The organism is Telluria sp. ZB4P37, assembly GCF_059685855.1.
Genome location: NZ_JCASID010000001.1, coordinates 170,761 through 195,900 on the forward strand (window position 1 = coordinate 170,761; position 25,140 = coordinate 195,900).

Below are 25,140 nucleotides of genomic sequence, written 5' to 3' on the forward strand. Positions count from 1 at the left end.
GAAAGATTATGTTATCGCAGCAGTGCTACCAAAAAATCGATCGCGAGCTGGCCAAGTACCCGGCTGACCAACGCCAGTCGGCCGTGATGGCCGCGCTGGCCCACGCCCAGGTCGAGCTGGGCTGGCTGGCGCCAGAGACCATGCAGGAAATCGCCGACTATATCGGCATGCCGGCGATTGCCGTGCAAGAGGTCGCGACCTTCTACAACATGTACAACATCAAGCCGGTCGGCCAGCACAAGATCACGGTGTGCACCAACCTGCCATGCGCGTTGTCGGGCGGCGAACGCGCTGCAAACCGCATCAAGGATGCGCTGGGCATCGGCTTCCGCGACACCACCGCGGATGGCAAATTCACGCTGCTGGAAGGCGAGTGCATGGGCGCCTGCGGCGACGCACCGGTGATGCTGGTGAATAACCACCAGATGTGCTCGTTCATGAGCGACGAGAAGATCGACGCCCTGCTTGAGGAACTGAACAAATGACCAGCCTGCACGACCGTCACATCAATCCGCTGATCCTCAAGGACCTCAACGGCGAGAACTGGCACCTGGCCGACTACGTGAAACGTGGCGGCTATTCGGCGCTGCGCCGCATCATCGAAGAAGGCATCTCGCCGGAACAGATCATCGCCGACCTGAAGGCTTCGGGCCTGCGCGGCCGCGGCGGCGCCGGTTTCCCGACCGGCCTGAAGTGGAGCTTCATGCCGCGCCAGTACCCTGGCCAGAAATACCTCGTCTGCAATACCGACGAAGGCGAGCCGGGCACGTTCAAGGACCGCGACATCATCCGTTATAACCCGCATGCGCTGATCGAAGGCATGGCCATCGGCGCCTACGCGATGGGCATCACCGTGGGCTACAACTACATCCACGGCGAGATCTTCGCGGAATACCTGCGCTTCGAAGAAGCGCTGGAAGAGGCGCGTGCCGCCGGCTTCCTGGGCGATAACATCATGGGTTCGGCGTTCTCCTTCCAGCTGCACGCGCACCACGGCTACGGCGCCTATATTTGCGGCGAAGAGACCGCGCTGCTCGAGTCGCTCGAAGGCAAGAAGGGCCAGCCGCGCTTCAAGCCGCCGTTCCCGGCCTCGTTCGGCCTGTACGGCAAGCCGACCACGATCAACAACACCGAGACCTTCGCAGCGGTCCCGTTCCTGCTGAACATCGGCGCCGAGAACTACATGGCGCTGGGCAAGCCGAACAACGGCGGCACCAAGATCTTCTCGATCTCGGGCGACGTCGAGCGTCCGGGCAACTACGAAGTCCCGCTGGGTACCCCGTTCGCCAAGCTGATGGAGCTGGCCGGCGGTATGCGCGGCGGCAAGAAGATCAAGGCCGTGATTCCTGGCGGTTCGTCGGCGCCGGTCGTGCGCGGCGAAGTCATGATGGACACCGACCTCGACTACGATTCGATCGCGAAAGCCGGCTCGATGCTGGGTTCGGGCGCCGTGATCGTCATGGACGAAACCCGCTGCATGGTCAAGTCGCTGCTGCGCCTCTCGTATTTCTATTACGAGGAATCCTGCGGCCAGTGCACGCCTTGCCGCGAAGGCACCGGCTGGATGTACCGCATGGTGCACCGCATTGAAAACGGCAAGGGCCGTCCGGAAGACATGGACCTGCTGAACAACATCGCCTTCAACATCAAGGGCCGCACGATTTGCGCCCTGGGTGACGCAGCCGCGATGCCAGTAGAAGCGATGATCAAGAACTTCCGCGAGGAATTCGAATATCACATCGAGCACAAGCACTGCCTCGTGCCCGCATACCTTTAAACCAGGTCAGGTAACGATCAAATGGTTGAAATTGAATTAGACGGCAAGAAAGTCGAAGTCGCACCAGGTTCCATGGTGATGGACGCCGCAAACAAACTCGGAACGTATATTCCGCACTTCTGCTATCACAAGAAATTGTCGATCGCAGCGAACTGCCGCATGTGCCTGGTCGAAGTGGAAAAGGCGCCGAAACCGATGCCTGCCTGCGCGACCCCGGTCTCGCCTGGCATGATCGTGCGCACCCACAGCGACAAGGCTGTGCAGGCGCAGAAGTCGGTGATGGAATTCCTGCTCATTAACCACCCGCTGGATTGCCCGATCTGCGACCAGGGCGGCGAATGCCAGCTGCAAGACCTCGCGGTCGGCTACGGCAAGAGCAATTCGCGCTACGACGAAGAAAAGCGCGTGGTGGCCCCGAAAGAGGCCGGCCCGCTGATCTCGATGGAAGAGATGGCGCGCTGCATCCAGTGCACCCGCTGCGTGCGTTTCGGCCAGGAAGTGGCCGGCGTCATGGAATTCGGCATGGTCGGCCGTGGCGAGCACTCGGAAATCACGACCTTTGTCGGCAAGACCGTCGACTCGGAAGTGTCGGGCAACATGATCGACCTGTGCCCGGTCGGCGCGCTGACCAGCAAGCCGTTCCGCTACACGGCGCGTCCGTGGGAACTGTCGCGCCGCAAGTCGATCGCGCCGCACGATTCGCTCGGCACCAACCTGATCGTCCAGGTCAAGGGCGGCAAGGTCATGCGCGTGCTGCCGCTGGAAAACGAGGCCATCAACGAATGCTGGATCTCGGATAAAGACCGCTTCTCGTACGAGGCGCTGGACAATGCCGACCGCCTGGCCAATCCAATGATCAAGCAGGGCGGCGTGTGGCAAGAGACCGACTGGCAGACCGCGCTCGAATACGTGGCCCACGGCCTGCGCAACATCCGTCACGAGCATGGCGCCGACAGCGTCGCTGCGGTGGCCACCGCGCACTCGACCGTCGAAGAACTGTATTTGCTGAACAAGACCATGCGCGGCTTCGGATCAAGCAACGTCGAGTTCCGCCTGCGCCAGGTTGACTTCTCGCTCGACGGCCAGGTCACGCCTTGGCTGGGCATGCCGATCGCCGGCATCTCGCAGCTCAAGCGCGTGCTCGTCATCGGTTCCTTCCTGCGCAAGGATCACCCGCTGGTCACGACCCGCCTGCGTACCGCCGTCAAGGGCGGCGCCAAGCTCTCGCTCCTGCAGGGCGCGGACGACGACCTGCTGATGCCGGTTGCGAGCAAGCTGATCGCCGCACCGAACGACTGGCTCGCTGCCTTGTCGGAAGTCGTCTCGGCTATCGCCGGCGCCAAAGGCGTGGCAGCTCCGAGTGGTTTCGAGGGCGTAGAGGCCGGCGACGCCGCCAAGGCCATCGCCGCTTCGCTCACCAGCAGCGATGCACCCGGCGCCGTCTTCCTGGGCAATGCCGCTTCGCACCACCCGCAAGCCTCGCAGATCCACGCCGCCGCGCAATGGATCGCCGAGCAGGCCGGCTGCAGCTTCGGCTCGCTGGTCGAAGCGGCCAACACGGTCGGCGGCTACCTGGTGGGCGCCACCGGCAAGGGCGAAGCTGCTTTCGCCACGCCGAAGAAAGCCTATGTGCTGCTGCACGCGGAACCGGAACTCGATGCCGCCAACCCGCAGCAGGCTCGCGCCGCCCTGGATGGCGCCGAGATGGTCGTCGCCATGTCCTCCTTCAAGCACGGCATGGACTTCGCCGACGTGCTGCTGCCGGTCTCGCCGTTCAGCGAAACCGCCGGCACCTTCGTCAACTGCGAAGGCCGTGCACAAAGCTTCAACGGCACCGTCAAGCCGCTCGGCGAAACCCGTCCGGCCTGGAAAGTGCTGCGCGTGCTGGGCAACCTGCTGGGCCTCACCGGCTTCGATTACGAGACCTCGGAATCGATCCGCGACGAAGCGCTGGGCAAGGGCGTGCTTGACCACTCGGCCAAGCTGAACAACGTCGCCAAGCTGGCGCCGTCGGCCGGCAACTATGCTAGCGCCGGCGAGCTCGAGCGCGTTACCGACGTGCCGATCTATTTCACCGACGCGCTGGCGCGCCGTTCCGAGCCGCTGCAGCGCACCGCCGATGCGAATGCGCCGCTGGTGAGCCTGTCGAAAGCCGTTGCCGAGCAGCTGGGCGTGGTCGCGGGCGACCGCGTGCGCGTCTCGCAAGGTGCGGGCAGCGCCGTGCTGGTCGCCAACGTGGATGCACGCCTGCCGTCGAACGCAGTGCGCGTGGCTGCCGGCCATCCGGCGGTCGCCACCCTCGGCGCGATGTTTGGTGCAATCAATGTTGAAAAAGCAGGGGAGGGCAAGTAATGGCACAGCCCGGTTATATCGATAGTTTCTATGAAATGGGCGCCGCCAGCCCGTTCGCACCGGTCTGGCCAGTGATCTGGACCGTGATCAAGATCCTGTGCGTGCTGTTGCCGCTGATGGGCCTGGTCGCCTACGCCACCCTGTGGGAGCGCAAGCTGATCGGCTGGATCCAGATCCGCGTCGGTCCGAACCGCGTCGGTCCCGGCGGCCTGCTGCAGCCGATCGCCGATGCGCTCAAGCTGCTGCTCAAAGAGATCGTGATCCCGACCAAGGCCACCACCAGCCTGTTCGTGATCGGTCCAGTGATGACCATCATGCCGGCGCTGGCCGCCTGGTCGGTGGTCCCGTTCGGCCCGCAAGCCGCACTGGCCAACGTCAATGCCGGTTTGCTCCTGCTGCTGGCGATCACCTCGATGGAAGTCTACGGCATCATCATCGCCGGCTGGGCTTCGAACTCGAAGTACTCGTTCATGGGCGCCATGCGCGCCTCGGCCCAGATGATCTCGTACGAAATCCCGATGGGCTTCGTGATGGTCGTGGTGCTGATGGTGTCGGGCAGCCTGAACTTCTCGGACATCGTGCTTGGGCAGCAGGTCGGTACCTTCGCCGGCATGGGCCTGAACTTCCTGTCGTGGAACTGGCTGCCGCTGTTCCCGCTGTTCGTGATCTATTTTGTCTCCGGCCTGGCCGAGTGCAACCGCCACCCGTTCGACGTGGTGGAAGGCGAGTCGGAGATCGTCGCCGGCCACATGGTCGAGTATTCGGGCATGTCGTATGCGATGTTCATGCTGGCCGAGTACGCCAACATGATCCTGATCGCCACGCTGGCCGCGATCATGTTCCTGGGTGGCTGGTCGGCGCCGTTCGCCTTCCTCGAATTCGGCGCCATCGGTGGCTTCTTCTGGCTGTTCGCGAAGATGTTCATCCTGGTCTCGCTGATGATCTGGGTCCGCGGCACCTTCCCGCGTTACCGCTATGACCAGATCATGCGCCTGGGCTGGAAAGTATTCATTCCGCTGACCCTGATCTGGCTCGTTCTCGTCGCAGTCTGGATGCAGACGCCGTGGAACATCTGGAAGTAAGAGAGAAAAATGAATCGAGTGAAAGAAATTCTCGGCAGCCTCATGCTGACCGAACTCTTCAAGGGCCTGGCCCTGACCGGCAAGTATGCGCTGTCGCGCAAGATCACGGTCCAGTACCCTGAAGAGAAGACGCCGATGTCGAACCGCTTCCGCGGCCTGCACGCGCTGCGCCGCTACCCCAACGGGGAAGAGCGCTGCATCGCCTGCAAGCTGTGCGAGGCGGTCTGCCCGGCCATGGCCATCACGATCGAGTCGGCGCAGCGCGAGGACGGCACGCGCCGCACCACGCGCTACGACATCGACCTGACCAAGTGCATCTTCTGCGGCTTCTGCGAAGAATCCTGCCCGGTCGACTCCATCGTCGAAACCCACGTGCTGGAATACCACGGCGAAAAGCGCGGCGATCTCTACTACACCAAAGAGATGCTGCTGGCCGTGGGCGACCGCTACGAAGCCGACATCGCCGCCGCCCGTGAGGCGGACGCGAAGTTCCGCTAATAAGAAAAGGCTGTCAAGTCATGGAATTTACAACTGGTTTGTTCTACGTGTTCGCGGCCATCATGGTGCTGGCCTCGCTGCAAGTCATCACCACCAAGAACCCGGTCTATGCCGCGCTGTTCCTGGTGCTCGCGTTCTTCAACGCGGCCGGCATCTGGATGCTGCTCAAGGCCGAGTTCCTGGCCATCGTGCTGGTGCTGGTCTATGTCGGCGCCGTGATGGTGCTGTTCCTGTTCGTCGTCATGATGCTCGACATTAACGTCGACCGCATGCGCGAAGGCTTCTGGGGCTATTTGCCTGTGGCTTCGGCCATCGGCGCCCTGATCGTGCTGGAGATGGCCGCCGTCCTGTGGCGCGGTTTCCTCGGCTTCGAGCAGTCCGCCGAAGCGGCTGCCGCGAACATCGGCGGCACCAAGGAACTGGGCCTGCTCATTTACACCAAGTACATCTACGGCTTCGAGATCGCCGCCGTGATCCTCCTGGTGGCGATCATCGCCGCAGTCGCCCTGACCCTGCGCAAGCGCAAGGACACCAAAGCAATCGACCCGGGCCTGGCCGTGCGTGCCAAGCGTAACGACCGCCTGCGCATCGTGAAGATGGACGCGGTCAACCAGCGTGCCCTCGATGCAGCATCGGTCGAGGCAGCAGCCCAGGCCGCCGCTGCCGCAGCACCCGCCGCCGGTGTGCCGGCCGTACCGAAGGAGACCCCATGACTTTGTCGCTCGCACACTACCTGATCCTGGGCGCGATCCTGTTCGCGATCTCGATCGTGGGCATCTTCCTGAACCGGAAGAACATCATCATCCTGCTGATGGCCATCGAACTGATGCTGCTGGCGGTGAACCTGAACTTCATCGCGTTCTCGCATTACCTGGGCGACGCGGCGGGGCAGATCTTCGTGTTCTTCATTTTGACCGTCGCGGCCGCCGAATCGGCAATTGGCCTGGCGATCCTGGTGGTCCTGTTCCGCAACCTGGACACGATCAATGTGGAAGACCTCGACAGCCTCAAGGGCTGACCGGTCTCGGCACGATAAACAATAACGACTAAGGTTCAACATGGCGGGGCAACTCAATTCCTCACTCTTACTCGCGGTGCCACTGGCGCCGCTCGCAGGCTCGGCGATTGCCGGCCTGCTGGGTACGAAATTTTTCGGCAACGTGGTCGGCCGCAAGGTCTCCCACACGGCAACCATCCTCGGCGTCCTGATTGCACTGATCATCTCGGTCCAGACCCTGATGGCCGTGCTCGACGGCGCGCCGGTCTTCAACCAGGACATCTACACCTGGATGAACGTCGCCGGTCTCAAGCTGGCGGTCGGCTTCCAGATCGACACGCTGTCGGCAATGATGATGTGCGTGGTGACCTCGGTGTCGCTGATGGTCCACATCTACACGATCGGCTACATGGCCGAGGACGAAGGCTATAACCGCTTCTTCTCGTACATCTCGCTGTTCACCTTCGCGATGCTGATGCTGGTCATGTCCAACAACTTCCTGCAGCTGTTCTTCGGCTGGGAAGCGGTGGGCCTGGTCTCGTATCTGCTGATCGGTTTCTGGTACACCCGTCCGACCGCGATCTTCGCGAACATGAAGGCGTTTTTGGTGAACCGGGTGGGCGACTTCGGCTTCATCCTGGGCATCGGCCTGCTGCTGGCTGCCGCCGGCAGCATGCAGTACGACGAAGTGTTTGCTCAATCGGGCAAGCTGGCTGCGATGACCGTGCCGGGCACCGGCTGGCCGCTGCTCACCGCGGCCTGCATCTGCCTGTTCATCGGCGCGATGGGCAAGTCGGCGCAGTTCCCGCTGCACGTCTGGCTGCCTGACTCGATGGAAGGCCCGACCCCGATCTCGGCACTGATCCACGCCGCGACCATGGTCACCGCCGGCATCTTCATGGTGGCGCGCATGTCGCCGCTGTTCGAGCTGTCCGATACCGCGCTCTCCTTCGTGATCGTGATCGGTTCGATCACCGCGCTGTTCATGGGCTTCCTGGGCATCATCCAGAACGACATCAAGCGCGTGGTCGCTTACTCGACGCTGTCGCAGCTGGGCTACATGACCGTCGCGCTGGGCGCCTCGGCCTATTCGGTGGCCGTGTTCCACCTGATGACCCACGCCTTCTTCAAGGCGCTGCTGTTCCTCGGCGCCGGTTCGGTCATCATCGGCATGCACCACGACCAGGACATGCGCAACATGGGCGGCCTGCGCAAGTACATGCCGATCACCTGGATCACCTCGCTGCTCGGTTCGCTGGCCCTGATCGGTACCCCGTTCTTCGCCGGTTTCTACTCGAAGGACTCGATCATCGAAGCGGTGCACGCCTCGAACATCCCGGGTGCCGGCTTCGCCAACTTCGCGGTGCTGGCCGGCGTGTTCGTGACCGCCTTCTACTCCTTCCGCATGTATTTCATGGTCTTCCATGGCGAGTCGCGCTGGAACCATCCGGTCAAGCACAGCGAAGGCCACGATTCGGACGCGCACCATGAAGAAGACGAACATGATGCGCATGACGACCACCATCACCATGGCCTGCAGCCGGGCGACAAGCCGCACGAGTCGCCGCTGGTCGTGACCCTGCCGCTGATCCTGCTGGCGATCCCGTCGGTGATCATCGGCTACCTGGCGATCGGCCCGATGCTGCACGGCGACTTCTTCAAGGGCGTGATCTTCGTCGGCGAGAACCACACCGCGATGGCAACCCTGCGCGAAGGATTCCACGGCGCCGCCGCAATGGCGATCCATGGCCTGCAAACCGCACCGTTCTGGCTGGCCCTGGCTGGCGTGGCCCTGGCTTACTACTGCTACATGGTCAACCCGCGCGTCCCGGCCTGGTTCTATGCCAAGTTCAAGTTCCTGCACACCCTGCTGGACAACAAGTACTACATGGACAAGTTCAATCAGGCAGTGTTTGCAGGCGGCGCTCGCGCCGTTGGCGGCGGCCTCTGGAAGGTGGGCGACCGCGGCCTGATCGACGGCCTGCTGGTCAACGGTTCTGCACGCCTGGTCGGCTGGTTCTCGACCGTCGTGCGCAACCTCCAGACCGGTTACATCTACCACTACGCGTTCTTCATGATCGCTGGCGTGCTGGCGACCCTGCTGTACTTCTTCCCGTTCTGGCGCGGTTAATCAGGCCAAGATAAGAAAAGCGAAAAATGATGCAGTCAATTTCTACATTTCCTCCTTACCTGAGCCTGGCGATCTGGCTTCCGATCATCTTCGGCCTGGGTATCCTGGCCGTCGGCCGCGAAGGCAACAAGGGGCTGACCCGCATGCTGGCCCTGGTCGGCGCCGTCATCAGCTTCCTGCCGACGCTGCCCTTGATCGCGAACTTCGACAACGCCGCCCACGGCATGCAGTTCTATGAAGTGGCAAGCTGGATCGAGCGCTTCAACGTGTTCTACAAACTCGGCGTCGACGGCCTGTCGCTGTGGTTCATCCCGCTGACCGCCTTCATCACCATCATCGTGGTGCTGGCCGCATGGCAGGTGATCGAAGACCGCGTCGGCCAGTACATGGGTTCCTTCCTGATCCTGTCGGGCCTGATGATCGGCGTGTTCGCCTCGATGGACGGCCTGCTGTTCTACTTCTTCTTCGAAGCCACCCTGATCCCGATGTACATCATCATCGGCGTCTTCGGCGGCCCGAACCGGGTCTACGCGGCATTCAAGTTCTTCCTGTACACGTTCTTTGGCTCGCTGCTGACCCTGGTCGCGATCGTCTACCTGTACAACGCCTCGGGTTCCTTCGACATCCTCGAATGGCACAAGCTGCCGCTCACGATGAACGAGCAGATCCTGATCTTCATCGCCTTCTTCATGGCCTTCGCCGTGAAGGTGCCGATGTGGCCGGTGCACACCTGGCTGCCGGACGCCCACGTGGAAGCGCCGACCGGCGGTTCCGTGGTGCTGGCCGCGATCATGCTGAAACTGGGCGCCTACGGCTTCCTGCGTTTCTCGCTGCCGATCACCCCGGACGCCTCGCATTACCTGGCACCCGTCGTCATCGTGCTGTCCCTGATCGCCGTGATCTACATCGGCCTGGTGGCCCTGGTCCAGAAGGACATGAAGAAACTGGTCGCTTACTCGTCGATCGCCCACATGGGTTTCGTCACGCTCGGCTTCTTCATCTTCAACGACATGGGCGTGCAGGGCGGCCTGATGCAGTCGATCTCGCACGGCTTCGTGTCGGGCGCGATGTTCCTGTGCATCGGCGTGCTGTACGACCGCGTTCACTCGCGTGAAATCGCCGATTACGGCGGGGTCGTGAATACGATGCCGAAGTTCGCGGCCTTCGCCGTGCTGTTCTCGATGGCCAACGCCGGCCTGCCTGCCACCTCGGGCTTCATCGGCGAATTCATGGTCATCCTGGGCGCCACCCAGTTCAACTTCTGGACCGGCCTGCTGGCGGGCACCGCGCTGATCCTGGGCGCCGCCTACTCGCTGTGGATGGTCAAGCGCGTCGTGTTCGGCCCGATCGGCAACAAGCACGTCGCCGAACTGACCGACCTGAATGGCCGCGAGTTCGCCATCCTTGGCGTGCTGGCGATCGCCACCCTGTGGATGGGCCTGTATCCGGCGCCGATCGCCGAAACGCTGCAGGTGTCGGTCTCGGACCTCTTGCAACACGTCGCAGTCAGCAAAGTGCCTCAATAAACTGCCATGAACGAAATGAACTCCACCCTGCTAGCGGCGACCGACACCAACCTGGTGCCGGTCTATGCCGAAATCTTCCTGCTGGTCGCGGCTTCCGCGATCCTGCTGATCGACATGTTCCTGAAAGAGGGCAAGCGCAACCTGACCTACGCGCTGACCTTGCTCACCATTGCCGGCTGCGCCGTGTTCTCGCTGGCCGATTTCAATTCGGGCGCGACGGTGTACACCTTCAGCGGCATGTACGTGTCGGACCCGATGGGCAACCTGCTCAAGCTGTTCACCTACCTGGCCACCGCCATGACCCTGGTGTATTCGCGCCAGTACTCCGGCGACCGGGCCATGATGTCGGGTAACCTGGGCGGCGAGTTCTACGTGCTCGCGCTGTTCTCGATGCTGGGCCAGATGATCATGATCTCGGGTAACAGCATGCTGTCGCTCTACCTGGGCCTGGAACTGATGTCGCTGTCGCTGTATGCGCTGGTAGCCCTGCGCCGCGACCACGCCGTCTCGACCGAAGCCGCGATGAAATACTTCATCCTGGGCGCACTGGCCTCGGGCTTCCTGCTGTATGGCATCTCGATGATCTACGGCGCCACCGGTTCGCTCGACATCACCACCATCGGCCAGCTGACCGCCGACAAGGCCGTGCGCAACAACACCATCCTGGTCTTCGGCCTGGTGTTCGTCGTCGCCGGCCTGGCCTTCAAGCTCGGCGCCGTGCCTTTCCACATGTGGGTGCCGGACGTCTACCAGGGCGCGCCGACCGCCGTGACGCTGCTGCTGGGCGGTGCGCCGAAGCTGGCCACGCTCGCCATGACCTTCCGCATCCTGGTCGAGGCGCTGCCTGGCTTCGCTTTTGATTGGCAGCAGATGCTGATGGTGCTGGCCGTGCTGTCGCTGGCGATCGGCAACATCACCGCGATCGCCCAGACCAACATCAAGCGCATGCTGGCCTATTCGACCATCGCGCAAATGGGCTTCGTCCTGCTGGCCCTGCTCACCGGCGTGGTCGACGGCGACAACACCGACGCCGCGTCGTCGTACAGCGCCGCCATGTACTACATGATCACCTATGTGCTGACCACGGTCGGCAGCTTCGGCCTGATCATGATGCTGGCGCGCGCCGGCCACGAAGCCGAGCACATTGCCGACTTCAAGGGCCTTGGCAAGCGCAGCCCATGGTTCGCGATCGTCATGACCATCCTGATGTTCTCGCTGGCAGGCGTGCCGCCGATGGTCGGCTTCATGGCCAAGTGGGCCGTGCTGCAGGCAGTGGCCAACGCCGGCATGGTGTGGCTGGCGATCGTCGCCGTGATGTTCTCGCTGGTGGGCGCCTATTACTACCTGCGCATCGTCAAGACCATCTGGTTCGACGACGCAGCGGATACGGCAGCCATCCACACCCCGAACGACATGCGCGTGGTGATGTCGCTCAACGGCCTGGCCGTGGTGGTGCTGGGTATCATCCCGGGCTGGCTGCTGGCGGTGTGCTACAGCGCCATGCAGGCTACCCTCCTTAAGTAAGCAGGTCGCCGGTGGATTCTTCCCTGGCTGTCTGGCTGGTGGTCGCGCTCTCCCTCGCGGCCGCCAACCTGCCTTTCCTCACCGAGCGCGTGTTCGGCCTTGTTCCCCTCAAGGCCGGCGCCGCCGCTGACGGCGCAGTGTCTCCTTCCTTGCGTACGAAGTCGCTCCCGCTGCGCCTGCTCGAATTAATTGTCTTATACTTTGTCGTCGGCTTTCTGGCGCGCATGCTGGAATCCCGGATCGGCGGCGTGTTCGCGCAGGGCTGGGAGTTCTATGCGATTACCGGGTGCCTGTTCCTGGTGCTGGCGTTTCCCGGGTTTGTCTGGCAGTACCTGCGCAAGCGCCGTTCGTAGGGTGGCCGGCGAAGCCGCCCACCCACCGTAAAACGGAGTCCGCATGACCGTGGAATTGAAAGAAACCCGCATCGACGGCGGCATCGTCTACAACGGCCCCTTCCTCAAGGTGGAACGCGACCAGGTGCGCCTGCCGGACGGCTCGATTTCCCACCGCGAGCTGATTCGCCACCCCGGCGCGGTCGTGATCCTGCCGCTGCTGCCCGATGGCCGCGTGCTGCTGGAGCGCCAGTTCCGCTATCCAAATGGGCAAGTCTTCATCGAATTCCCGGCCGGTAAAATCGACCCGGGCGAAGACCACCTCGATTGCGCCAAGCGCGAACTCGAAGAGGAAACCGGCTACACCGCCGCCAAGTGGCGCTTCGTCTGCACCATCCACAATGCCATCGCCTATTCGGACGAACACCTCGAGCTGTTCCTCGCCGAAGACCTGACGGAAGGCCAGCAGAAGCTCGACGACGGGGAATTCCTCGAGACCTTCACCGCCACCGTGCCCGAGCTGCTCGGCATGGTCCAGCGCGGCGAGATCACCGACGTGAAGACCATCATCGGGACCTTCTGGCTCGAGAAGATCCTCTCTGGCGTGTGGAACCCCGCCTGACGAAATGAAACGCCTGCTCGCGTTCGTGCTGCTGTGCTGCGCGCTAGCCGCCATGCCGGCGCAGGCAGCAGCGCGCACCGAGTTCCAGGCGCGCTGCGAAGACACGATCGGCGAAAGCCTGTCGGTCCTGACCGGCACACGGAACGGTTTTCGCATCGATAATACGGTCGGTTACCGCTCCCTGACCGTCATGAAAGGTAGCGCCCGGCCCGGGCAATATGTGCTGGGCCTGACACGCACGGAATCGCACGTGAGCATCAACGTCGGCGGGCGCCTGCTGGTCGACCCGGCCAGCGGCTACGAATGCATCGCGCCGCACATCGAGGTCAAGCTCTACTACCCACCGATCGTGGTCTACGTCAGCCGCGAATTCGTGCCGAGCTCCTGCGCCTACCAGGAAGTGCTGGCCCACGAGATGCGCCACCTGAACACCTACCTGGGTTTCCTGCCACAGGCCGAAGCGCGGGTGCGCCGGGCGCTTCAGCGGCGCTTCCAGGACAAGCCCCTGTATGCGCGCACCGGCCAGGCGCAAAACCTGCTGCAGCGCGAGATCGACCGTGGCTGGATGCCCTATATCAAAAGCGAAATGTCCAGGGTCGAGGCCATGCAGGCCGCCATCGACTCTCCGCAAGAGTATGCCCGGCTGGGCAAGGTTTGCGGAGGTGAGGTACAGTCTTTGCTCCGACCCACCCGAACACGCAGGCCATCATGACGAACCCATCCGTTTCCAAGCCACCAGCGCGTTATATCGCCCTGATCCCGGCAGCCGGGGTTGGCGCGCGCATGGGGGCGAGCAGCCCCAAGCAATACCTGCAGCTCGGCGGCAAGCCGATGCTGCGGCATACCCTCGACGCCTTCGTGTCGAGCCCGCTCATCGCCCACACCTATGTGGTGGTGAGTGCCGACGACCCCGTCATCGATTCCATCGTGCCGGGAGCGGGCGTGACCGTGCTGCGCCACGGCGGCGCCAGCCGCATGGACTCGGTGCGCAACGGCCTGCTGGCCCTGCACGGCATCCTGCACGAGGACGACTGGGTGCTGGTGCACGATGCGGCCCGGCCAGGGCTGGACGCGGAACTCATCGAGCGCCTGATCGTCGAAACAGGTGAGCATCCCGCCGGCGGCCTGCTGGCCCTGCCGGTGGTCGACACGGTCAAGCGCAGCGTCGCCGATGAGGTGGCGACCGTGTCGCGCGACGGGCTCTGGCTGGCCCAGACGCCGCAGATGTTCCGCTACCACCTGCTGTGCCGCGCCCTGGACGCGGCCACGGACCCATCCATGATTACCGACGATGCGAGCGCGGTTGAAGCGCTGGGACTGGCCCCCAAGTTGGTGGAAGGGCACCCGCGCAACCTGAAAGTCACGCTGCCTGCCGACATCCGGATTGCCGAGATGTATTTGGCCGCGTATGCAGCGCAGGCGCCATCCGAATCGCACCCTGAACCGAACTGAAAAACTGAACCTATGGCACTAGCTTCCTATAATCCCGCTCCGCCGTTCCGCATTGGAACCGGCTATGACTGCCACGCACTGGTCGAAGGGCGCAAGCTCATCGTCGGCGGCGTGACCATCCCGCACCGCCTGGGCCTGCTCGGCCATTCGGATGCCGACGTGCTGCTGCACGCGATCATCGATTCGCTGCTGGGCGCCGCCGCGCTGGGCGATATCGGCAAGCATTTCCCCGACACCGACCCGATGTTCGCCGGCGCCGATTCGCGCACGCTGCTGCGCGAAGTGGGGCACCGCGTGGTGGCCACCGGCTACACCATCGGCAACATCGACGCGACCATCATCGCGCAGGCGCCGAAGATGGCCCCGCATATCCCGCACATGGTCTCGCGCATCGCCGAAGACCTGGGCGTGTCGCCGCTACAGGTGAACATCAAGGCCAAGACCAACGAGAAGCTCGGCTTCCTCGGGCGCGAAGAGGGCATGGCGGCGGAGTCCGTGGCAATGCTCATCCGAGTGGCGGAATAGGGTAGTATCTAGTGCCTCTCTGTCATGTGCGTGCATATGCACTATAATCTGCCGGATGGGCATTCCGCCCGGTCGAGGAGCCGCACATGACTACCGCACCCGGGGTTGACCCCGCAGCCCCAGCCGCCATGACGCCGCGCGCGGCCTGGATGCTGATCCTCGCCGCCAGCGCGATCCTGATGATCACGATGGGCGCGCGCCTGACCACGGGGCTGTTCCTGTCCCCGATCAATACCTCGACCGGTCTCGGCATCGCGTCCATCAGCTTCGCGATGGCGGTGGCCCAGCTCATGTGGGGCGCCTCGCAGCCGGTGTTCGGCGCCATCGCCGACAAATACGGGCCGGCGCGGGTGATCGTCATCGGCGGCCTGATGCTGGCCGCGGGCACCGCCGCCACCCCCTTCGTCGACTCGGAGTGGGGCCTGATCCTGACCATGGGCCTGCTGTCGGCCGCCGGCGCGGGGGCGGGCAGTTTCTCGATCCTGATCGGCGCCACCGCCCAGCGCTTGCCCGCCGAGCGCCGCGCCTTTGCTTCCGGCTTCATCAATGCGGGTGGCTCCTTCGGCCAGTTCGTGTTCGCCCCGCTGATGCAGGCGATCATCGTCAGCGCCGGCTGGGTGGCGGCCATGCTGACGATGGCGGCCTCGACGCTGCTGACGATTCCGCTGGCGCTCGGCATGCGCGGCAAAAAAGCTTCGGTTCCCGCAGTGCCGGCCGCCGGACCAAGCGCCGGCAGCGCGCCTTCGGCGCCGGCGCCGGCGGGTATCTCCCTCACCGAGCAATTGCGCCAGGCGGCGCGCGACCGCAGCTACCTGTGCCTGCACCTGGGCTTTTTCACCTGCGGCTTCCACATCGCCTTCCTCGTAACACACCTGCCCGGCGAGGTCGCTCTGTGTGGCCTGCCGGCCGGCGTGTCGGCCACGGCGCTCGCCCTGATCGGCCTGTTCAACATCGCCGGCAGCCTGATGGCCGGTGCGCTCGCCACCCGCTACCGCATGAAGTCGCTGTTGGCCATCATCTACGCCAGCCGCGCCGTGATCATCGTGCTCTACCTGCTGGCGCCCAAGACCGCGCTGACCTTCTACCTGTTCGCCGGCGCGCTCGGCTTCACCTGGCTGGCGACCGTGCCGCCCACCGCCGGGCTGGTAGGCAAGCTGTTCGGCATGCGCTACCTGGCCACACTGTTCGGCATGACCCTGCTGTCGCACCAGATCGGCGGCTTCTTCGGCGCCTGGCTGGGCGGCCTGAGTTTCGTGCGCTTCGGCGACTATAGCTGGATGTGGTACGCCGACATCCTGCTGGCCGTCGCTGCCGCCCTGGTCAACCTGCCGATCCGCGAGCAGCCGGTCGTGCGTCCGGCGCTGGCCCCGGCGAAGGGCTGAGCGATGGCGAGGGAAGCCTGGGCCTACCGCGAGGTCGCGGTCGAATCGAGGCTGGATCCCCGCACCGGCCGCCTGTGCATCCGGCCGGTGCCCGGCCAGGCTTACTCATCCTCGCTGCGGGTACAGTGCTCGCGCCGGCTCACCGACCCTGAACGCTATCCGGCGGGCACGCGCTTCCTGCTGTCGGCCAGGCTGACCGATCGCCTCGGCGGGGAGCCTTTCCTGTACGCCTGGCACGGCGACCCGGTGGACGTGATGGGCGCGGCCCGGCTCAAGCGCTTCCTGGAAGAGCGGCGCCGTCTCCGCATCTAGGCTCCCATCCACTGCCGCGCAACGCGTCCTTGCTGAAATGGTTACCATCGGGTTTTCACGACCGACCTGGAGAAGCATATGGCCACAAGGAATATCGCCGTCATCGTCGGCAGCCTGCGCAAGGATTCCTTCACGCGCAAGGTGGCGCAGTCCATGATCGAACTGGCGCCAGGCGCCCTGGCCATGGAGATCGTCGAGATCCGCGACCTGCCGCTCTACAACCAGGACGACGAGACCGACCATCCGCCCGCCGCATTCACGCGGTTCCGCGAGCGCATCCGCCAGGCCGACGCCATCCTGTTCTGCACCCCTGAATACAACCGGTCGGTGCCGGGCGCGCTGAAAAATGCGATCGACGTCGGCTCGCGCCCCTATGGCAAGGCGGCCTGGGAGGGCAAGCCCTGCGCGGTGGTCAGCGTCTCGCCGGGCGCCCTGGGCGGCTTCGGCGCCAACCACCACCTGCGCCAGATGCTGCCTTTCCTGAACATGGCCTGCATGCCGGCGCCGGAGGCCTATGTCGGGGGCGTGGCCGGCAAGTACGACGGCAGCCGCCTGCTCGATGACGGCACGCGCGTCTTCTTCCAGTCCTTCATCGACGCCTTCGCCGCCTGGGTCGAGCGCCATGCCCGCTAGACACCGGGTCCCGGTACGCAACACGGTCGAGCTCAAGGGTTCTCCCTGCGAATGAAAGCCGCGCCCGCACCGCGCGCCGCTTCGACATCCTGCTGGTGGGCGCCATTGTGCTCAGCATCCTGGTGGTCGTGCTCGAGAGCGTGCCCGCCATCGGCAAACGGCATGCCGGCCTGATGCGCGTGCTCGAATGGGCCTTCACGCTGCTGTTCACGATCGAATACCTGGCGCGCCTAGCCTGCGTGCGCCAGCCGCTGCACGACGCCACCAGTTTCTTCGGAATCGTCGGCCTGCTGTCGGTGCTGCCGACCCATGTGTCGCTGCTGGTGCCCGGCAGCCAGGCCTTGCTCGATATCCGCATCCTGCGCCTGCCGCGCGTCTTCCGCATCTTCAACTGTAACGGCCGAGATGACGGCACTGCGTGTCGACCGCCGTCATGGCATGCGTGCAGCCAGGACCTGTGACAGCTGCGGCAGTATCGGCCACGATGCAGCGGCCTCGTAGTGCAAGGATTGCGGGGCGGCACTGCCGGTCTCCGTGACCTGGCGCGGTGGCGGGAGCCGCGCACGTTTGACGCGGATCAAACGCGCCCCTGGCTGCCCCTTTAGGCTCATACCTTCGTGCCGCAGCCACCAGCTCAGCCGGACGGCCGCGGCTTGCCGTTCCCATCCATACCAGACAAGTGAGGTCTATGCATGTATCCCTTTTCGCAATCCGTGACCCCGGCCGTGCGCAAGCACATGGACGCCCAGACCGCCTTCCTGAACGACATGTCGAAATCGGTGTTCCACGCCTTCCAGCAGATGTGCGAGCTGAACATCCAGCTGGTGAAGACCCTGGTCGAAGAAGGCACGCTCGCGGGCAGGCAGATGCTCAGCGCCGAGCGCCAGACCGAGATCTTCAGCACCGCCTCGATCCGTGCCCAGCCCACCAGCGAGAAGCTGCGCGCCTACCGGCAGCACATCGCGCGCCTTGCCGCCGATACCCAGGCCGAACTGGCCCGCGTGACCGAGCAGCACGTGCAGAACACGGGCCGCACCGCGCGCGCCCTGGTCGATGAAGTCGCGCGCACCACCGCCGAGGAGACCGAGCGCAGCATCCGCACCCGGCAGGAGGCATTGCGTTCCGCAAGCGATCCGTTCGCCCATCCGAGCGGCGCCGCCGACACCTCGCTGCGCAGCGACGGCGCGGAAACGTGCAGCCGTCCCGCTGCCGGGCAGGGCGCCCAGCAGGGCCAGGGCAGCCATCCATCGGTCAACGCCACACATTGATCGGCGCGGGCCGACCAGGGCAGTGTTGTCGATGTCATCCTGCGGGCCCGATTCAGCCCGCAGCCACTTCACCCGGCACGGCCGCCAGCGGCCGTGCCGCCAACCGCCCCCCGGTTTGTCCCTCCTGGCGGGACGCCAGGCCGAACAAGGGCCGCAGCACCCCGATCCGGCGCACGATCTCGAACAGCCCGAAGCTCAGCGCCAGGGTGAGCACCACCAGCACCATTGCTTCGACACCCGGCGCCATGCGCATCGGCTGCAGCGCATGCGCCATGGTCACGATCAGGGTCTGGTGCAGGATATAGACCGGGAACACGGCTTCGTTCAGGTAGCACCTGGCCGGTCCATCACGGTCCAGGTGACGCCGCGCAAACCCGCAGGCAGCTACGATCGCGCTCCAGGCCAGCAGCGCATACAGCGCGTACATCAACGGGCGCAGGACCCCAATGGTCTGCGGCGCCAGCACGCCATCTGGCGTGGCATCCCAGACCCGCAGCAAGGCCCATCCGGCCGCGGCGATTGCGAGTGCATGCCAGCGCACCGCTTCGAGCCTGGCCCAGAACCCCGGCACCCGCGCCACCAGGGCGCCGAGCAGGAAGGGGATAAGACACATCGCATGGTTGTACCAGTCGCCCACCACCGCATGGGTGGTCGGGAAACGCTCGACCAGCAGCACCCGCGCCAGCGCCAGCACGGCGGCCGGCAGCGCGATAATGCGCCAGCCCTGCAGCAGGCTGCCGGCGCGGGCGGCCAGCCAATCAAAACGCTTGCCTGGCAGCGCCACGCACCCGGCCAGCAGCACCGTATAGATCCACAGGTAGGCCACGAACCACAGGTGGTTCCAGGTAGGCATGACCAGGCAGTCTTCGCGGCAGAAGCCATCGTAGCCGATCAGGTAGAGGCGCATGAAGGCGCCATAGCCATCGCTGAAGCCCAGCTTTTCGACTACCTCGAGATAGGCTTGCGGCGGCACGATCACGAGCATCCCGAACAGCAGTGGGATGAGCAGGCGGCTGCTGCGCCGGCGCAGGAAGGCGACCGTGGCCTGGCGTGCCAGCATCAAGCTGGCGCCGGCCCCCGCGATGAAGAACAGCAGGCCAAGGCGCCAGGGCGAGGACAGCTGCATGAAGGGTTCCGGCCCGGTGCCGGCGAAGGGGCTTTTCACATGCCAGTCCCAGCTCACGTAATACATGCCCACGTGGTACAGGATCAGGACGAAAAAGGCGAGGATCCGCACCCAGTCGAGGAAATACAGGCGGGCGGCGCTCTGGTGTTGGCTGGTCATGGTGCGCTCTCGAAAAAAGAAGTGTGACCAGCTTGCCGCGCTTTACCCGGGCGCGCGACCGTTTTGTGGCGAAGCGGGCGCCCCGTGGGGCAGGCCGGAGTGCGAGAGGGCATTCAGCACCGCCTGGCGGAACTGGCGGCTGCACGGGACCCGCGCGCTGCTTTTGAGCACCAGCTCGCAGTCGCCTTTTTCCAGCGGATGGATGTGCGCGATGCAGGCGATGCGCACCGCCGCGCGCCGGTGGCAGCGCACGAAGCCGGGGCCGATGCGCTCGAGCAGGCCGGTCAGGGTCTGGCGCAGCAGCGGCTGCGCGCCTGCGGTATGCAGGACCACGTAGTTGTCGGCCGTTTCGAGCCACTCGATCTCGGCTACCGGCACGACCCGGGTGGCGCCACGCTCGGCCACCAGCAAATTCAGGGGCGACAGGCCGGTGGGCTGGGGCCGGCCGGCCGCATGGCGCTCGCGCAGGCGCTCCAGCGCGCGCCGCAAGCGCAGCTGGTCGAAGGGCTTGAGCAGGTAGTCGATCGCGCCGGCATCGAATGCGCGCAGCGCATAGCCATCGTAGGCCGTCACGAACACGACCTGCGGCGCCGGGCTTGGAAGCGAAGCGGCCAGGTCGATGCCCGACAGCCCCGGCATCTCGATGTCGAGCAGCAGGGCGTCGGGCCGGAATGCGGCCAGCATCGCCATCGCCTCGTGCCCATCGTCGGCCTCGCCGATGGCCTCGATGTCAGGTTCCAGCGCCAGCATCCTGCGCAGGCGCGCCCGCGCGGGAGCTTCGTCGTCGACGATCAGGATGCGCATGGGACCCTCAACTCGGCACGCACGCCGGCCGGTGCGAGCTGGGTCAGTGCGATGCCGGCCGCGTCGCCGTGAAGAAAGGCCAGGCGCGTGCGCAGATTGGCCAGGCCGATCCCCGGCTCGCTCTCCGCAATCAGGCCGGCATCGTCGTCGACCCGCAGCACCAGGCTGCCGCCTTCGCGCCCGGCGCTGACCGTGATATGGGTCGGCTCGCGGCGCCGTTCGACCGTGTGCTTGAAGACGTTTTCCAGCAGTGGCTGCAGGCTGACGGCCGGCAGCTGCACGTCCAGCACCTCGTCGGCGATCTGCCAGTCGATGCGCACGCGGCCGGCGAAACGCTCTTCCATCACGCCCGCATAGCCTTGCGCCAGGCGCAGCTCCTCGGCGAGGGTGGCCTGCGCCCGTTCGCCCAGCGCCAGCGTGGCGCGCAGCATGTCGGCAAGGCGCACCAGCATGGCGTCGGCACGGGCGACATCTACGTGCATCAGCGAGGATACCGTATTGAGGGCGTTGAACAGGAAGTGCGGCTGCATCTGGCGCGCCAGCGACTGCAGTTGCGCCTCGCGCAGCAGCGCATTGGCCTGCTCTGCGCGCAGGCGCGCACCGAGCAGCTCGCGGTAGGACAGCAGGCCGAAGCCGATCACGGTGAACAGCCCGATGAAGACGGTGATCTTCAGCGATTCATACACAAACACCCGGGGCCAGGGCTCGTGCGCGTACTGCGCGCCGGCCAGCGCATATACCGCATGGCGGATGCCGAAGACCAACGGCACGAAGCTGATCCAGTACAAGGGCAGCAGCAGCGCCTGGCGCGCGAACCAGCGCGCCGGGGTGGCAATCAGGCCGTCGTAACGCGCGTTTGCGCGGCGCTGGACCAGCAGCAGGAGCGTCGCGACCAGCGCCGAGGACAGCTCCCAGAGCACCGGCTGCCAGTAAGCGCTGCCGCCGTCGCGCCGGTAGTCTTCGACCGCGACCAGCACCATCAGGGTCCAGAACAGGACCCAGGCCATGGCGGCGGCACGCTTGCTTCGGTTGGTGTTCATCGGCACAGGGGGCTGGAAGGATGAGCGATGATCGGCCATCCGCCGGTGCTTGTCAAAGCAGCGCGCATGGACGCCCTTCGGCGCGCGGTCTTGTCAGTTGCCGCCCTTGGCGGCCTGGCCGGCGCGCTCCGCATCGATGTCCGCGCGCATCGCCGCGACCGATCCCATGTAGTCGGCCACCGTGGCATCCGGGCTGGCCCGGAGCTGCGGCGGCAGCAGCACCGACATGTACAGCTCGTCGGCGGTACGCCCATGGCGCTGCTCGTTGCCGATCAGCACCAGGCCCGAGCCGAGGAGGGCCACGGCCGCGCACAGCGCGCGCAGGCGGCGCCGCAGCGGGGGGTGGATGGTCGCGAGGTGGAAATAGATGATGCCTGCGACGGTCGCCACCGCTGCATGCGAGCCGTAGCGCGTGAGCCATTCGAACGAGCCGGCATAGGCCACCACGCTGCCCAGCAAGCGCACGCCGACCAGGGCCGCCACCCCGCAGCCGAAGATGAACAGGTGGCGCCCGAGGCGCGCATGACGCCCGAACAGGCGGTTCAGGAAAGCCCACAGGCTGCTCCACAGCAGCGCCGCGCCGATGCCCCAGGCCGGCGCCAGCACGTAGTACAGCAGCTCGAAGGGCTGGGCGTCCAGCAGCCAGGCCACCAGCAGCGCCACCGTTGCCGTCAGCAGCACGCCGGCGGCGCCCGGCAGCAGGCCTTCCCAGCCGTGCATGGTACGGTCGACCATCTCGGGCGGCACCGGGAAACCGGCCGGGCGCACCCGCAGCGAGGTATGGCCCATGCGCACCACGGTGTCGCCTTGCATGACCACCTGCTGCACCCGGCGCCCGGCATGCACCACGCCGTTGCGGCTGCCGAGGTCGCGCAGCACCAGGGCGCCGTCCTTGCCGGCATCGATCTCCACGTGGTGGGCCGCGGCATAATCGTCGTCGACGATGAAATCGTTGTCGTAGGCGCGCCCGACCCGGATCGGCAGGCGGGTGGCCCGGTGCCGGTGCATCACCTCGCCGCTGCGGGCCAGCATCTCGATGGTCCACGGGCCGCCTTGAGCGTCGGGCGTGTGCTCCGTCATCGGCGCAGGTTGCGCCCGAAGGCGCCGAGGAAGGCGCGCGTGACGCGCATGCCGTTGTCGTAGGAGACCCCGGAGATATCGAGCCGGCTTTGCAGGCTCGATTCGGCCGCGTCGGTGCTGGCCGTGAGCAGGGTGAAGTTGTACAGGCCTTCGAACTTGCGGTAGGCGCGCACGCAGGTCACCGCGCGCAGCGGCAGGGTGCGGGTGTGCACGAACTGCTCGGTGCAATGCGGCTTGGTCAGGCGCGCGTCACCGGCGCCGCGCGGCTGGTCGGTGCGGAACAGGCGGCTGGACAGGGCCGCGAAGGGCAGCGGGTGCAGGTTGTCGGAGCGGATGTACTGGTGGGTCATCGACACGTGCCCGGTCTGCTGGGCCGCCGACACATAGACCGCCGCTTCCATCGCGCAGCTCATCGCGTCCGAGGTATAGGCGGTGGCCGCCTTCACGTTCGAGCGCCCCCAGCAGCGCAGCTGGCCCGACTCGCGCACCGGCACCAGATACGGCCCCATGCTCTTGATGGCCAGCGGCTCCTCCAGCAGGCGGTCGACCATGGCGCGCTGGTGGGTCAGCAACTGGCCGGCGATCACGGGGTTGAAGTCCTTCGGGGGCCGCAGCTGCGCTTCGGCCTTGCGCAGCAGCTCCTGCGCATACTTCACCGGCACCAGGAAGCTGACCGATTCGCCGTCGCGCCGCTTGGACACGTTGACGCCGGCCACCAGGCCGTTGCCGGTCACGCTGGGACCGCCGCTCATCCCGGAATTGATGGTGCCGCTGAAGATCAGCTGGTCGTAGAAGCTGCGCGTCACCACGCCGTTATACGCGCCTTCCGAGATCGCAAAACCGAGGTCGAGCGGATTGCCGAGCGAGTACAGGCGCTGGCCCTGGTTCAGGCGCAGGGGACGTTCCGGCAATTTGAAGAAGCCGCGGCCCTTGCGGTCGACCCGCACCACGGCCAGGTCGTGCAGCACGTCCACCGCCATCAGCTCCACCGGGCCGCTGGTGCCGTCGGTGTCCACGAATTCGGCAGTGTAGACGTCCGGGTCGAGCGCCAGTTGCGACACGACGTGGTAGTTGGTCACCACCAGGTTGCCGGTGCCGACCAAAAAGCCCGAGCCGACGGTGGACTGGGTGCGCCCGTTCTTGAGCAGCATGCGGATCTGCAGCAGGTCGCCGCGCGCCGAAGCATACAAATCCTGGGCGGCCGACGAGGGCAGGGGCAGGGCCTCCTGGGCATCGACTTCGCCGGGCGCGGGAGCGGACGGGGTGACGCCGGGCGGCGCGGAAGGCGGCAGGTGGGGCGGCGCGGCAGACGGCGTGGCGGCGGGGAGGGCAGCCGGGCCGGCAGGGCGCGTGGCAAGCGGCGCCGCGCCCGCTGCGGGCCGGACTGGCCGCTGGGCCTGCGCCGCGACGGCCGCCAGGCAAGTCAAGAGCAAGGCAACGGCTTTCCGTTTCATGCATTCTCTTTTTAGCAAGATGAAGCCCTATCTTGCCACCGGACAGGCAGTGCGTGCGCGCGTTAGCGTCAGGTCGTGCCGGGCTCCGCGACGGCGTCCGGGGTCATCATGTGACCGAGCTTGGCCTGCTTGGTGTCCAGGTAGCTGTTGTTGAAGACGTTGCGGTTGACCAGCAGCGGCACGCGGTCGGCCACCTCGATGCCGAGGCGGGTGAGGGCGGCGATCTTGCGCGGGTTGTTGGTCATCAGGCGCAGCGAGCGCACGCCGAAATGCGCCAGCATCGGCTGGCACAATTCGTAATTGCGGGCGTCGGCATGAAAGCCCAGCTGCAGGTTGGCCTCGACCGTGTCGGCGCCGGCTTCCTGCAGGCGGTAGGCACGGATCTTGTTGAGCAGGCCGATGCCGCGGCCTTCCTGGCGCAGGTAGAGCAGCACGCCGCGGCCTTCCTCGGCGATGCGTTGCAACGCGCCTTCGAGCTGGGCGCCGCAGTCGCAGCGCTGCGAGAACAGCACGTCGCCGGTCAGGCATTCGGAATGCACGCGCGCCAGCACCGGTTCGCCGTCGCCAATGTCGCCCAGCACCATCGCCAGGTGCTCCTTGCCCGTGGCATGCTCGACGAAGGCGTGCAGGGTGAATTGCGCCCACGGGGTCGGCAGGGCGCACGAGGTGACGTAATCGAGCAGCTGGTCGCTGGCGGGCAGGGTGGGCATGGCAGGCATGGCGTTTCTCGTGGTTGGAGCGTGTTGCTGTAACCGTGTAGTTTACCGGAAATCCGCCCCAGCCGTGCGCCGGCCCCGGCCGCACCCGCTCAGCGCGCGCGCCGCAGCGGGTCGAGCAGGCCGCGCAGGTCGTTGTGGTCGAGTTCGTACATCAGGGCCAGCAGCTGGCCCAGTTCGCCGCGCGGGAAGCCTTCGCGGGCGAACCAGCCGAGGTAGTGGCCGGGAAGGTCGGCGATCTTGCGCCCCTGGTACTTCCCAAAGGGCATGTCGCGTTCCAGCAGGAGGGTGAGGTGTTCGCTGTTCATCGTGCCGCACTTTAGCAAATCCGGGGAACGTTGTAGCATT

At 65.4% G+C, this 25,140-nt stretch carries 27 protein-coding genes; 20 read left to right on the plus strand and 7 right to left on the minus strand.

The genetic code is table 11. The features are described 5' to 3' along the window. Window positions 1-8: 8 nt before the first annotated feature. From nuoE to AC56K1_RS00970, 20 genes are all read left to right on the plus strand, one after another. Entirely contained in the window at window positions 9-485 is a 477-nt protein-coding gene (gene nuoE, locus AC56K1_RS00875; RefSeq protein WP_497155967.1) for an NADH-quinone oxidoreductase subunit NuoE, read from the plus strand. Beyond that, window positions 482-1,777 (plus strand): NADH-quinone oxidoreductase subunit NuoF, encoded by a 1,296-nt coding sequence (gene nuoF / locus AC56K1_RS00880; RefSeq protein ID WP_497155968.1) that lies wholly within the window; start codon window positions 482-484, stop codon window positions 1,775-1,777. Before nuoE ends, nuoF begins: the two co-directional genes overlap by 4 nt. A gap of 21 nt (window positions 1,778-1,798) precedes the next feature. After that, the gene (gene nuoG, locus AC56K1_RS00885; protein WP_497155969.1) at window positions 1,799-4,129 is read left to right on the plus strand and encodes an NADH-quinone oxidoreductase subunit NuoG; all 2,331 of its coding nucleotides are present in this window, start codon (window positions 1,799-1,801) and stop codon (window positions 4,127-4,129) included. A 35-nt stretch (window positions 4,130-4,164) separates the two neighbouring features. Then, window positions 4,165-5,211 (plus strand): NADH-quinone oxidoreductase subunit NuoH, encoded by a 1,047-nt coding sequence (gene nuoH / locus AC56K1_RS00890; RefSeq protein ID WP_497156623.1) that lies wholly within the window; start codon window positions 4,165-4,167, stop codon window positions 5,209-5,211. Between the two features lie 9 nt (window positions 5,212-5,220). Further along, complete coding sequence (gene nuoI, locus AC56K1_RS00895; RefSeq protein ID WP_489875349.1) at window positions 5,221-5,709, plus strand: NADH-quinone oxidoreductase subunit NuoI; 489 nt, start codon at window positions 5,221-5,223, stop codon at window positions 5,707-5,709. Between the two features lie 20 nt (window positions 5,710-5,729). Further along, on the plus strand, window positions 5,730-6,422 hold the full coding sequence (locus AC56K1_RS00900) for an NADH-quinone oxidoreductase subunit J (RefSeq protein WP_497155970.1): 693 nt from the start codon (window positions 5,730-5,732) through the stop codon (window positions 6,420-6,422). Further along, window positions 6,419-6,727: an NADH-quinone oxidoreductase subunit NuoK gene (gene nuoK / locus AC56K1_RS00905; RefSeq protein ID WP_171081295.1), complete on the plus strand. Its 309-nt coding sequence runs from the start codon at window positions 6,419-6,421 to the stop codon at window positions 6,725-6,727. Before AC56K1_RS00900 ends, nuoK begins: the two co-directional genes overlap by 4 nt. 40 nt (window positions 6,728-6,767) lie before the next feature. Further along, window positions 6,768-8,837: an NADH-quinone oxidoreductase subunit L gene (gene nuoL, locus AC56K1_RS00910; protein WP_497155971.1), complete on the plus strand. Its 2,070-nt coding sequence runs from the start codon at window positions 6,768-6,770 to the stop codon at window positions 8,835-8,837. Between the two features lie 26 nt (window positions 8,838-8,863). After that, a complete protein-coding gene (locus AC56K1_RS00915; RefSeq protein WP_497155972.1) occupies window positions 8,864-10,363 on the plus strand; it encodes an NADH-quinone oxidoreductase subunit M in 1,500 nt (499 codons plus the stop codon). Window positions 10,364-10,369: 6 nt separating this feature from the next. Beyond that, window positions 10,370-11,887, plus strand: coding sequence for an NADH-quinone oxidoreductase subunit NuoN (gene nuoN / locus AC56K1_RS00920; RefSeq protein WP_497155973.1), 1,518 nt, complete (start codon window positions 10,370-10,372; stop codon window positions 11,885-11,887). Window positions 11,888-11,898: 11 nt separating this feature from the next. Continuing rightward, window positions 11,899-12,240 carry a DUF2818 family protein gene (locus AC56K1_RS00925; protein ID WP_497155974.1) on the plus strand — a complete coding sequence of 114 codons (342 nt, stop codon included), beginning with the start codon at window positions 11,899-11,901 and terminating at the stop codon, window positions 12,238-12,240. 43 nt (window positions 12,241-12,283) lie between these two features. Next, window positions 12,284-12,841 carry an NUDIX domain-containing protein gene (locus AC56K1_RS00930; protein WP_497155975.1) on the plus strand — a complete coding sequence of 186 codons (558 nt, stop codon included), beginning with the start codon at window positions 12,284-12,286 and terminating at the stop codon, window positions 12,839-12,841. 4 nt (window positions 12,842-12,845) lie between these two features. Next, window positions 12,846-13,553 (plus strand): hypothetical protein, encoded by a 708-nt coding sequence (locus AC56K1_RS00935; protein ID WP_497155976.1) that lies wholly within the window; start codon window positions 12,846-12,848, stop codon window positions 13,551-13,553. After that, window positions 13,550-14,293 (plus strand): 2-C-methyl-D-erythritol 4-phosphate cytidylyltransferase, encoded by a 744-nt coding sequence (gene ispD / locus AC56K1_RS00940; protein WP_497155977.1) that lies wholly within the window; start codon window positions 13,550-13,552, stop codon window positions 14,291-14,293. The genes AC56K1_RS00935 and ispD overlap by 4 nt, the downstream gene beginning before the upstream one ends. Window positions 14,294-14,305: 12 nt before the next feature. Next, complete coding sequence (gene ispF, locus AC56K1_RS00945; RefSeq protein WP_497155978.1) at window positions 14,306-14,818, plus strand: 2-C-methyl-D-erythritol 2,4-cyclodiphosphate synthase; 513 nt, start codon at window positions 14,306-14,308, stop codon at window positions 14,816-14,818. An 86-nt stretch (window positions 14,819-14,904) separates the two neighbouring features. Next, window positions 14,905-16,200: an MFS transporter gene (locus AC56K1_RS00950; protein ID WP_497155979.1), complete on the plus strand. Its 1,296-nt coding sequence runs from the start codon at window positions 14,905-14,907 to the stop codon at window positions 16,198-16,200. A 3-nt stretch (window positions 16,201-16,203) separates the two neighbouring features. After that, entirely contained in the window at window positions 16,204-16,512 is a 309-nt protein-coding gene (locus tag AC56K1_RS00955) for a hypothetical protein (RefSeq protein WP_497155980.1), read from the plus strand. Between the two features lie 78 nt (window positions 16,513-16,590). Then, window positions 16,591-17,145 (plus strand): NADPH-dependent FMN reductase, encoded by a 555-nt coding sequence (locus AC56K1_RS00960; protein ID WP_497155981.1) that lies wholly within the window; start codon window positions 16,591-16,593, stop codon window positions 17,143-17,145. 86 nt (window positions 17,146-17,231) lie between these two features. Beyond that, window positions 17,232-17,606, plus strand: a complete 375-nt coding sequence (locus tag AC56K1_RS00965; protein WP_497156624.1) for an ion transporter — start codon at window positions 17,232-17,234, stop codon at window positions 17,604-17,606. A gap of 231 nt (window positions 17,607-17,837) precedes the next feature. After that, on the plus strand, window positions 17,838-18,413 hold the full coding sequence (locus AC56K1_RS00970; protein WP_497155982.1) for a phasin family protein: 576 nt from the start codon (window positions 17,838-17,840) through the stop codon (window positions 18,411-18,413). A 52-nt stretch (window positions 18,414-18,465) separates the two neighbouring features. Here AC56K1_RS00970 and AC56K1_RS00975 read toward each other — a convergent pair whose 3' ends face one another. From AC56K1_RS00975 to AC56K1_RS01005, 7 genes are all read right to left on the minus strand, one after another. Then, window positions 18,466-19,698, minus strand: coding sequence for an acyltransferase family protein (locus AC56K1_RS00975; RefSeq protein ID WP_497155983.1), 1,233 nt, complete (start codon window positions 19,696-19,698; stop codon window positions 18,466-18,468). 42 nt (window positions 19,699-19,740) lie between these two features. Next, window positions 19,741-20,502: a LytR/AlgR family response regulator transcription factor gene (locus AC56K1_RS00980; RefSeq protein ID WP_497155984.1), complete on the minus strand. Its 762-nt coding sequence runs from the start codon at window positions 20,500-20,502 to the stop codon at window positions 19,741-19,743. Then, window positions 20,490-21,542, minus strand: a complete 1,053-nt coding sequence (locus AC56K1_RS00985) for a sensor histidine kinase (RefSeq protein ID WP_497155985.1) — start codon at window positions 21,540-21,542, stop codon at window positions 20,490-20,492. The genes AC56K1_RS00980 and AC56K1_RS00985 overlap by 13 nt, the downstream gene beginning before the upstream one ends. Before the next feature lie 93 nt (window positions 21,543-21,635). After that, window positions 21,636-22,622, minus strand: a complete 987-nt coding sequence (locus AC56K1_RS00990) for an FHA domain-containing protein (protein WP_497155986.1) — start codon at window positions 22,620-22,622, stop codon at window positions 21,636-21,638. Beyond that, on the minus strand, window positions 22,619-24,076 hold the full coding sequence (locus AC56K1_RS00995; protein WP_497155987.1) for a S1 family peptidase: 1,458 nt from the start codon (window positions 24,074-24,076) through the stop codon (window positions 22,619-22,621). Before AC56K1_RS00995 ends, AC56K1_RS00990 begins: the two co-directional genes overlap by 4 nt. Before the next feature lie 68 nt (window positions 24,077-24,144). Continuing rightward, window positions 24,145-24,795: a GTP cyclohydrolase II gene (gene ribA / locus AC56K1_RS01000; protein ID WP_497155988.1), complete on the minus strand. Its 651-nt coding sequence runs from the start codon at window positions 24,793-24,795 to the stop codon at window positions 24,145-24,147. Between the two features lie 89 nt (window positions 24,796-24,884). Then, window positions 24,885-25,100, minus strand: a complete 216-nt coding sequence (locus tag AC56K1_RS01005) for a DUF3820 family protein (protein WP_497155989.1) — start codon at window positions 25,098-25,100, stop codon at window positions 24,885-24,887. Between the last annotated feature and the right edge of the window lie 40 nt (window positions 25,101-25,140).

What these genes read in the sequence shown, in the direction of transcription:
- nuoE (WP_497155967.1), top strand. Translation starts at nt 9, where the DNA reads ATGTTATCGCAGCAGTGCTACCAAAAAATCGATCGCGAGCTGGCCAAG.
- nuoF (WP_497155968.1), top strand. Translation starts at nt 482, where the DNA reads ATGACCAGCCTGCACGACCGTCACATCAATCCGCTGATCCTCAAGGAC.
- nuoG (WP_497155969.1), top strand. Translation starts at nt 1,799, where the DNA reads ATGGTTGAAATTGAATTAGACGGCAAGAAAGTCGAAGTCGCACCAGGT.
- nuoH (WP_497156623.1), top strand. Translation starts at nt 4,165, where the DNA reads ATGGGCGCCGCCAGCCCGTTCGCACCGGTCTGGCCAGTGATCTGGACC.
- nuoI (WP_489875349.1), top strand. Translation starts at nt 5,221, where the DNA reads ATGAATCGAGTGAAAGAAATTCTCGGCAGCCTCATGCTGACCGAACTC.
- AC56K1_RS00900 (WP_497155970.1), top strand. Translation starts at nt 5,730, where the DNA reads ATGGAATTTACAACTGGTTTGTTCTACGTGTTCGCGGCCATCATGGTG.
- nuoK (WP_171081295.1), top strand. Translation starts at nt 6,419, where the DNA reads ATGACTTTGTCGCTCGCACACTACCTGATCCTGGGCGCGATCCTGTTC.
- nuoL (WP_497155971.1), top strand. Translation starts at nt 6,768, where the DNA reads ATGGCGGGGCAACTCAATTCCTCACTCTTACTCGCGGTGCCACTGGCG.
- AC56K1_RS00915 (WP_497155972.1), top strand. Translation starts at nt 8,864, where the DNA reads ATGATGCAGTCAATTTCTACATTTCCTCCTTACCTGAGCCTGGCGATC.
- nuoN (WP_497155973.1), top strand. Translation starts at nt 10,370, where the DNA reads ATGAACGAAATGAACTCCACCCTGCTAGCGGCGACCGACACCAACCTG.
- AC56K1_RS00930 (WP_497155975.1), top strand. Translation starts at nt 12,284, where the DNA reads ATGACCGTGGAATTGAAAGAAACCCGCATCGACGGCGGCATCGTCTAC.
- AC56K1_RS00935 (WP_497155976.1), top strand. Translation starts at nt 12,846, where the DNA reads ATGAAACGCCTGCTCGCGTTCGTGCTGCTGTGCTGCGCGCTAGCCGCC.
- ispD (WP_497155977.1), top strand. Translation starts at nt 13,550, where the DNA reads ATGACGAACCCATCCGTTTCCAAGCCACCAGCGCGTTATATCGCCCTG.
- ispF (WP_497155978.1), top strand. Translation starts at nt 14,306, where the DNA reads ATGGCACTAGCTTCCTATAATCCCGCTCCGCCGTTCCGCATTGGAACC.
- AC56K1_RS00950 (WP_497155979.1), top strand. Translation starts at nt 14,905, where the DNA reads ATGACTACCGCACCCGGGGTTGACCCCGCAGCCCCAGCCGCCATGACG.
- AC56K1_RS00955 (WP_497155980.1), top strand. Translation starts at nt 16,204, where the DNA reads ATGGCGAGGGAAGCCTGGGCCTACCGCGAGGTCGCGGTCGAATCGAGG.
- AC56K1_RS00960 (WP_497155981.1), top strand. Translation starts at nt 16,591, where the DNA reads ATGGCCACAAGGAATATCGCCGTCATCGTCGGCAGCCTGCGCAAGGAT.
- AC56K1_RS00970 (WP_497155982.1), top strand. Translation starts at nt 17,838, where the DNA reads ATGTATCCCTTTTCGCAATCCGTGACCCCGGCCGTGCGCAAGCACATG.
- AC56K1_RS00975 (WP_497155983.1), bottom strand. Translation starts at nt 19,698, where the DNA reads ATGACCAGCCAACACCAGAGCGCCGCCCGCCTGTATTTCCTCGACTGG.
- AC56K1_RS00980 (WP_497155984.1), bottom strand. Translation starts at nt 20,502, where the DNA reads ATGCGCATCCTGATCGTCGACGACGAAGCTCCCGCGCGGGCGCGCCTG.
- AC56K1_RS00985 (WP_497155985.1), bottom strand. Translation starts at nt 21,542, where the DNA reads ATGAACACCAACCGAAGCAAGCGTGCCGCCGCCATGGCCTGGGTCCTG.
- AC56K1_RS00990 (WP_497155986.1), bottom strand. Translation starts at nt 22,622, where the DNA reads ATGACGGAGCACACGCCCGACGCTCAAGGCGGCCCGTGGACCATCGAG.
- AC56K1_RS00995 (WP_497155987.1), bottom strand. Translation starts at nt 24,076, where the DNA reads ATGAAACGGAAAGCCGTTGCCTTGCTCTTGACTTGCCTGGCGGCCGTC.
- ribA (WP_497155988.1), bottom strand. Translation starts at nt 24,795, where the DNA reads ATGCCTGCCATGCCCACCCTGCCCGCCAGCGACCAGCTGCTCGATTAC.
- AC56K1_RS01005 (WP_497155989.1), bottom strand. Translation starts at nt 25,100, where the DNA reads ATGAACAGCGAACACCTCACCCTCCTGCTGGAACGCGACATGCCCTTT.